Raw genomic sequence first — 7,148 nt, 5'->3', positions numbered from 1 at the left:
CGCCTGAGCTACCGCGCACTTAGAAGCAAGAGCAAAAGCATGGGAACGGGGACGGGCATGGGATGAGGACAGGTATGCTGCGGGCTTGGCAGCAGCAAGCGCTTGCGCGATGGCTACGCACAAGTCCCTGACCCGCGGACCAGGCCACCTCCCGCGCTGCAAGCCGAACCACATCCTAATGTCGCGGTCTTCATAAACGAAGGATCCGCTTCATACCTTGGCCCGGTGGGTTTGCCACCGCGCTTGTGTCATCATGCTCCCACCGCCGGTGAGTCCTTTTTAAAGCCCTCTATGAACAAACCCTACGCATTGCTGCTTGCCTTCGCCCTGCTCCAGGGCTGCCAGAGCCTGCCCGCACACAAGGCCGAGCCTGCTGCTGCCGACGCCGGCAAACCCGAAGCCGAGAAGCCCATGGTGTACGGCTCGTTCAAGCAGGATACGCTCTATAACCTGTTGGTAGCCGAGCTTGCCGGGCAACGCAATCGCTTCGACATCGCCCTGGCCAACTACACCGATGAGGCCGCGCGAACCCAGGATCCTGGCGTCTCCGAACGCGCCTACCGTATCGCCGAATACCTGGGCGCCGATGAACCTGCGCTGGACAACGCCCTCATCTGGGCCCGCAACGACCCGCAGAACCTCGATGCGCAACGCGCCGCCGCCATCCAGCTGGCCCGCGCAGGCCGCTATGACGATGCCATGGCCTATATGGAAAAGGTCCTGCAAGGCCAGGGCGATACCCATTTCGATTTTCTGGCCCTGTCGGCTGCCGAAACCGACCAGAGCACACGTGACGGCCTGCTGCAGAGCTTCGAACGCCTGTTGGTCAAGTACCCTGACAACGGTCAGTTGATCTTCGGCAAGGCCCTGCTGCTGAATCAGGACGGCAAGGCCGAAGAGGCGCTCGAACTGCTCGAAACGCACGCGCCACAAAACGGCGAAATTGCACCGATCCTGCTGCGCGCTCGCTTGCTGCAAGCCCTGGACCGTGGTCCAGAAGCCCTCCCCCTGCTGCGCAAGGCGATTCGCGAAAACCCCGACGACAAGCGCCTGCGCCTGACCTATGCCCGGACCCTGGTAGAACAGGACCGCATCGCCGACGCCAAGGGCGAATTCGTCAGCCTGGTCCAGCAGTATCCCGAGGACGACGAGCTGCGCTATTCCCTGGCGCTGGTGTGCCTTGAAAACAAGGAGTGGGATGAAGCCGAAGGCTACCTGCAGGAGTTGGTCGAACGCGACAGCAACACTGATGCCGCGCACCTGAACCTTGGCCGCATCCACGAAGAACGCCACGACCCGGCAGGTGCCCTGCGCCAGTACGCCCTGGTAGGGCCAGGGCCCGACTACCTGGCCGCGCAACTGCGCCAGGCCGACATCTTGATCGCCAACGGCCGCGGCACCGAAGCCTCTCGCCTGCTGGCCGAAGCCCGCGAAGCCCAGCCCGACTACGCGATCCAGCTGTTCCTGATCGAATCGGAAAGCTACAGCAACAATAACAAGGACGCCCAGGCCAACCAGGTGCTGCAACAAGCCATCCAGCGCTACCCGGACGACCTCAACCTGCTCTACACCCGTGCCATGCTCGCCGAAAAGCGCGATGACCTGCCCCAGATGGAAAAGGACCTGCGCGCCATCATTGCCCGCGAGCCGGAAAACGCCATGGCCTTGAATGCCCTTGGCTATACCCTGGCCGACCGCACCAATCGTTACGCCGAAGCCCAGGCCCTGATCGACAAGGCGCATCAGCTGACCCCGGACGATCCCGCAGTGCTCGACAGCCTGGGCTGGGTGAACTATCGCCTGGGCAACCTCGACAAAGCAGAGGGTTACCTGCGCCAGGCCTTCGCCAGCTTCCCCGACCATGAAGTCGCCGCCCACCTGGGCGAGGTGCTGTGGGCCAACGGCAAGCGGCGCGAAGCCCGCCAAGTGTGGGCCAAGGGCTTCGAAGCCCAGGCCGACAGCCCAGTGCTGCGCAAGACCCTCCTACGCCTGACCGGATCCGAGACCCTTTAAGACCATGCTATTGCGCCATTTCGTAACCTTCACCCTCATCGTCCTCCTGGCCGGCTGTGCCGGCATTGGCAGCCGCGAAGCCTTGCAGGGCCACGGCGACCCACAGCAGTGGCGTGCCCACAAACAGCAGTTGAGCAGCCTCGACGGCTGGCAGATCAACGGCAAGGTGGGCATCCGTGCCCCACGCGACTCGGGCAGTGGCACCCTGTTCTGGCTGCAGCGCCAGGACTACTTCGACATTCGCCTGGCCGGGCCGCTGGGCCGTGGGGCCGCACGCCTGACCGGCCGGCCTGACGCCGTGGTGCTGGAAGTGGCCAACCAGGGCCGCTACGAAGCCACCAGCCCCGAAGCGCTGCTGGAAGAGCAACTGGGCTGGAAGCTGCCTGTTTCCCACCTGGTCTGGTGGGTGCGCGGCCTGCCAGCGCCGGACACCAAGAGCAAGCTGACCCTCGACGGCGACAGCCGCCTGGCCAGCCTTGAACAGGACGGCTGGCAGGTCGAGTACCTGAGCTATGCCGAGCATAAAGGTTACTGGCTGCCCGAACGCCTCAAGCTGCACGGCAAGGACCTGGACGTGACCCTGGTGGTCAAGGACTGGCAGCCCCGCCAGCTGGGGCACTGAGTCGATGCAAGCGCTTACCCTGCCCGCGCCGGCCAAGCTGAACCTGTGGCTGCACATCATTGGCCGCCGTGCCGATGGCTACCACGAGCTTGAAACGGTCTTCCAGTTTCTCGACCACGGCGACGAGCTGAGCTTCGCTGTGCGTGAGGACGGCATGATCCGCCTGCACAGCGACCTCGATACCGTGCCCCATGACAGCAACCTGATCGTGCGTGCCGCTCGCCAGCTGCAGGTCCAATCGGGTACGCCCCTAGGCGCGGACATCTGGCTTGACAAGGTGCTGCCGATGGGCGGTGGCATCGGCGGCGGCAGCTCGGATGCCGCCACTACCCTGCTTGGCCTTGCGCACCTGTGGCAATTGGATTGGAACGAAGATCGCCTGGCTGCCCTGGGCCTCGGCCTGGGTGCCGATGTACCGGTATTCGTGCGCGGTCATGCCGCCTTTGCCCAGGGTGTGGGCGAACAGCTCACGCCGGTCGATCCGGAACAACCCTGGTATGTGGTGCTGGTTCCGCAAGTGTCTGTAAGCACAGCAGAAATTTTTTCACATCCGCAGTTGACACGTGATTCTCTCCCCCTTAAGATGCGCCCCGTTCCCAAGGGAAACAGTCGAAATGACTGCCAACCGGTGGTAGAGCAGAATTACCCGGAAGTTCGCAACGCGCTGAACGCACTGGGAAAATTCACAGAGGCTCGACTAACCGGAACTGGAAGTTGTGTGTTTGGGACCTTCCCAAGCAAAGCCGAAGCTGATAAAGTTCTGGCCCTTCTTTCAGCGACCCAAACAGGGTTTGTGGCGAAAGGAAGCAATATTTCGATGTTGCATCGCAAGCTGCAAAGTCTGGTCAAGAAGTCGAGTGCCTAGCGCTCGCAGCAACAGATACAGGGGCGTCGCCAAGCGGTAAGGCAGCAGGTTTTGATCCTGCCATGCGTTGGTTCGAATCCAGCCGCCCCTGCCATTTTCCTTATACTCATCCAGGTATACCCTCAGCCTTCAGGTACTGCGCGTGTCCAAGATGATGGTCTTTACGGGGAACGCTAACCCCGATCTGGCTCGGCGTGTCGTACGTCAGCTGCATATCCCTCTCGGTGACGTCTCTGTCGGTAAATTCTCCGACGGCGAGATCAGCACTGAGATCAATGAAAATGTCCGCGGTAAAGACGTCTTCATTATTCAGCCGACCTGTGCACCGACCAACGATAACCTGATGGAACTGGTAGTGATGGCCGACGCCTTCCGCCGCTCCTCAGCTTCCCGAATCACCGCCGTGATTCCTTACTTCGGATACGCCCGCCAGGACCGCCGTCCGCGTTCGGCACGTGTAGCCATCAGCGCCAAAGTCGTCGCTGACATGCTCACTGTCGTGGGTATCGACCGTGTACTCACCGTCGACCTGCACGCTGACCAGATCCAGGGTTTCTTCGATATCCCGGTCGACAACATCTACGGTTCGCCCGTACTGGTCGACGATATCGAAGACCAGCGTTTCGAGAACCTGATGATTGTCTCCCCGGACATCGGTGGTGTCGTGCGCGCACGTGCTGTCGCCAAGTCCCTGGGTGTCGACCTGGGTATCATCGACAAACGCCGTGAAAAGGCCAATCACTCCGAAGTGATGCACATCATCGGCGACGTCGAAGGGCGCACCTGCATCCTGGTAGACGACATGGTCGACACCGCCGGCACCCTGTGCCATGCGGCCAAAGCCCTGAAAGAGCACGGCGCTGCCAAGGTTTACGCCTATTGCACGCACCCTGTCCTGTCGGGCCGCGCGATCGAGAACATCGAGAAGTCGGTACTGGACGAGCTGGTGGTGACCAACACCGTTCCACTGTCCGCCGCTGCTCAAGCCTGTGACCGTATCCGCCAGCTGGATATCGCACCGGTTGTCGCCGAAGCGGTTCGCCGCATCAGCAACGAAGAATCGATCAGCGCGATGTTCCGCTAAGCGGAACGCTCGCTGACGAAAAGCGCCCCGCCCCAGCACATCTGCTGGGGCGGGGCTTTTTTGCCATCCCCGTTGGCGCTGGTCGCAAACGCCCTCGGGGGGCTATTTTGGAGAAACAAAATGACTGATTTCACTCTGAACGCCCAAGCGCGTACTGACCTGGGGAAAGGTGCGAGCCGCCGCCTGCGTCACTCCGCCAGCATCCCAGCCGTAGTCTACGGTGGTGATAAAGAAGCTCAATCCCTGACCATCGTGGCCAAGGAAATCACCAAGCTGTTCGAAAACGAAGCGGCCTTCAGCCACGTCATCGAACTGAACGTTGACGGCGTCAAGCAGAACGTCATCATCAAGGCCATGCAGCGCCACCCGGCCAAGCAGTTCATCATGCACGCCGACTTCATCCGCGTCGTTGCAGGCCAGAAACTGACCGCCAAGGTACCGGTTCACTTCATCAACGAAGAAGGCCCGGTCAAGAAAGGCGGCGAAGTTTCGCACGTTGAGTCGGAGCTGGAAGTTTCCTGCGAAGCCAAAGACCTGCCTGAGTTCATCGAGGTCGACCTGGCCAATGCTGAAATCGGCACCATCATCCACCTGTCGGACCTGAAAGCTCCGAAAGGCGTAGAGTTCGTCGCTCTGGCCCACGGTGATGACAAAGCAGTTGCCAACGTTCACGCACCACGCGTGTCCGCTGAAGCTGAGGAAGAAGGCGCTGCCGAGTAATCCACTCGCACGCCGGCGTTGATCGGGTTACAGTGCCGCGCGCCCTGTAACCCACCAACTCCAAGGAAGAGCCCCTGACGTGACCGCCATCCAGTTGATCGTCGGCCTGGGTAACCCCGGCCCCGAATACGAACAGACCCGGCATAACGCAGGGGCTCTTTTCGTTGAACGCATTGCCAGCGCCCAGCGCATCTCGCTGACCGCTGATAAGAAATATTTCGGCCTGACGGCTAAATTCAGCCATCAGGGCAACGATGTTCGCCTGCTGATCCCCACCACCTACATGAACCGTAGCGGCCAGTCCGTGGCGGCGTTGGCCAATTTCTTCCGGATTAAACCGGAGGCCATCCTGGTGGCGCACGACGAACTCGACCTGCCTCCCGGCGTTGCCAAGCTCAAGCGCGGCGGCGGCCATGGCGGGCACAACGGCCTGCGCGACATCATCGCGCAGCTCGGCAACCAGAACGACTTCCATCGCCTGCGGCTCGGTATTGGCCATCCAGGCGACGCCAAGCTGGTCTCCAACTTCGTCCTGGGCCGCGCACCGCGCGCCGAGCAGGAGAAGCTCGACGCCAGCATCGACTTTGCCCTCGGTGTGCTGCCGGACGTGCTCGCTGGCGACTTCGCCAAGGCGATGCGCGAGCTGCACAGCCAGAAGGCCTGATTTCCTTTAGAGAGGGGAATACCCATGGGTTTCAATTGCGGCATCGTCGGCCTGCCCAACGTCGGCAAGTCCACCCTGTTCAACGCCCTGACCAAGTCTGGCATCGCGGCAGAGAACTTCCCTTTCTGCACCATCGAGCCGAACAGCGGTATCGTGCCCATGCCCGATGCGCGCCTCAATGCGCTGGCTGAAATCGTCAAGCCCAACCGCATCCTGCCCACCACCATGGAATTCGTCGACATTGCAGGCCTGGTGGCCGGTGCTTCGAAAGGCGAAGGCCTGGGCAACAAGTTCCTCGCCAACATCCGCGAGACCGACGCCATCGCCCACGTGGTGCGCTGCTTCGAAGACGAGAACGTGATTCACGTTTCCAACAGCGTCGATCCCAAGCGCGACATCGAGATCATCGACCTCGAACTGATCTTTGCCGACCTCGACAGCTGCGAAAAGCAGTTGCAGAAAGTGGCCCGCAACGCCAAGGGTGGCGACAAGGACGCCCTGGCGCAGAAGGCCATTCTGGAACAGCTGATCCCGCATTTCACCGAAGGCAAGCCAGCGCGCAGCCTGATGAAGAACATGAGCGCCGATGAAAAGGCCCTGATCCGTAGCTTCCACCTGCTGACCAGCAAGCCGGTGATGTACATCGCCAACGTTGCCGAGGACGGTTTCGAGAACAACCCGCACCTGGACGTGGTGAACGCCATCGCCGAGGAAGAAGGCGCGGTGGTCGTACCGGTGTGCAACAAGATCGAAGCGGAAATCGCCGAGCTGGACGACGGTGAAGAAAAGGACATGTTCCTCGAGGCCCTGGGCCTGGAAGAACCTGGCCTGAATCGTGTGATCCGTGCCGGTTACGAGTTGCTGAACCTGCAGACCTACTTCACCGCCGGCGTGCAGGAAGTACGTGCATGGACCGTGCGCGTAGGTGCCACTGCCCCGCAAGCGGCCGGGGTGATCCACACCGACTTCGAGAAAGGCTTCATCCGCGCCGAAGTCGTGGCCTATGACGATTTCATCCAGTACAAGGGTGAGAGCGGCGCCAAGGAAGCCGGCAAGTGGCGCTTGGAAGGCAAGGATTACATCGTCAAAGATGGCGACGTGATGCACTTCCGCTTCAACGTTTGATCGACGCTTAACCGCAGCGTAAATAAGCAGGAGCGTTCAGCAGCCCAATTGAGGG

The 7,148-nt window shown here is 61.2% G+C and carries 7 protein-coding genes and 1 tRNA gene; all 8 read left to right on the top strand.

All coding sequences use genetic code 11. The features are described from left to right. Positions 1-291: 291 nt before the first annotated feature. The 8 genes from ACF8E5_RS19245 to ychF all read left to right on the top strand — a co-directional run bounded on the left by ACF8E5_RS19245 (position 292) and on the right by ychF (position 7,093). Positions 292-2,013, top strand: coding sequence for a tetratricopeptide repeat protein (locus ACF8E5_RS19245; protein ID WP_392475673.1), 1,722 nt, complete (start codon positions 292-294; stop codon positions 2,011-2,013). 4 nt (positions 2,014-2,017) lie between these two features. Further along, complete coding sequence (lolB, locus tag ACF8E5_RS19240; RefSeq protein ID WP_197844707.1) at positions 2,018-2,635, top strand: lipoprotein insertase outer membrane protein LolB; 618 nt, start codon at positions 2,018-2,020, stop codon at positions 2,633-2,635. Between the two features lie 4 nt (positions 2,636-2,639). After that, a complete protein-coding gene (ispE, locus tag ACF8E5_RS19235) occupies positions 2,640-3,500 on the top strand; it encodes a 4-(cytidine 5'-diphospho)-2-C-methyl-D-erythritol kinase (RefSeq protein WP_197844706.1) in 861 nt (286 codons plus the stop codon). Positions 3,501-3,519: 19 nt separating this feature from the next. Then, positions 3,520-3,594 (top strand) — tRNA-Gln (locus tag ACF8E5_RS19230). A gap of 48 nt (positions 3,595-3,642) precedes the next feature. Then, positions 3,643-4,584, top strand: a complete 942-nt coding sequence (locus tag ACF8E5_RS19225; protein WP_003247410.1) for a ribose-phosphate pyrophosphokinase — start codon at positions 3,643-3,645, stop codon at positions 4,582-4,584. 120 nt (positions 4,585-4,704) lie between these two features. Further along, positions 4,705-5,304, top strand: a complete 600-nt coding sequence (locus tag ACF8E5_RS19220; RefSeq protein ID WP_023533244.1) for a 50S ribosomal protein L25/general stress protein Ctc — start codon at positions 4,705-4,707, stop codon at positions 5,302-5,304. Positions 5,305-5,383: 79 nt separating this feature from the next. After that, positions 5,384-5,968, top strand: a complete 585-nt coding sequence (gene pth, locus ACF8E5_RS19215) for an aminoacyl-tRNA hydrolase (RefSeq protein ID WP_016501511.1) — start codon at positions 5,384-5,386, stop codon at positions 5,966-5,968. A 24-nt stretch (positions 5,969-5,992) separates the two neighbouring features. After that, on the top strand, positions 5,993-7,093 hold the full coding sequence (gene ychF, locus ACF8E5_RS19210) for a redox-regulated ATPase YchF (RefSeq protein ID WP_058603088.1): 1,101 nt from the start codon (positions 5,993-5,995) through the stop codon (positions 7,091-7,093). Positions 7,094-7,148: the final 55 nt, after the last annotated feature.

It is taken from the genome of Pseudomonas sp. WSY_20, assembly GCF_043104335.1.
In the GTDB taxonomy this organism is placed as follows: Bacteria; Pseudomonadota; Gammaproteobacteria; order Pseudomonadales; family Pseudomonadaceae; genus Aquipseudomonas; species Aquipseudomonas parafulva_B.
Note: the sequence above shows the minus strand (reverse complement) of the source record. Positions and strands in the feature narration are given on the sequence as shown.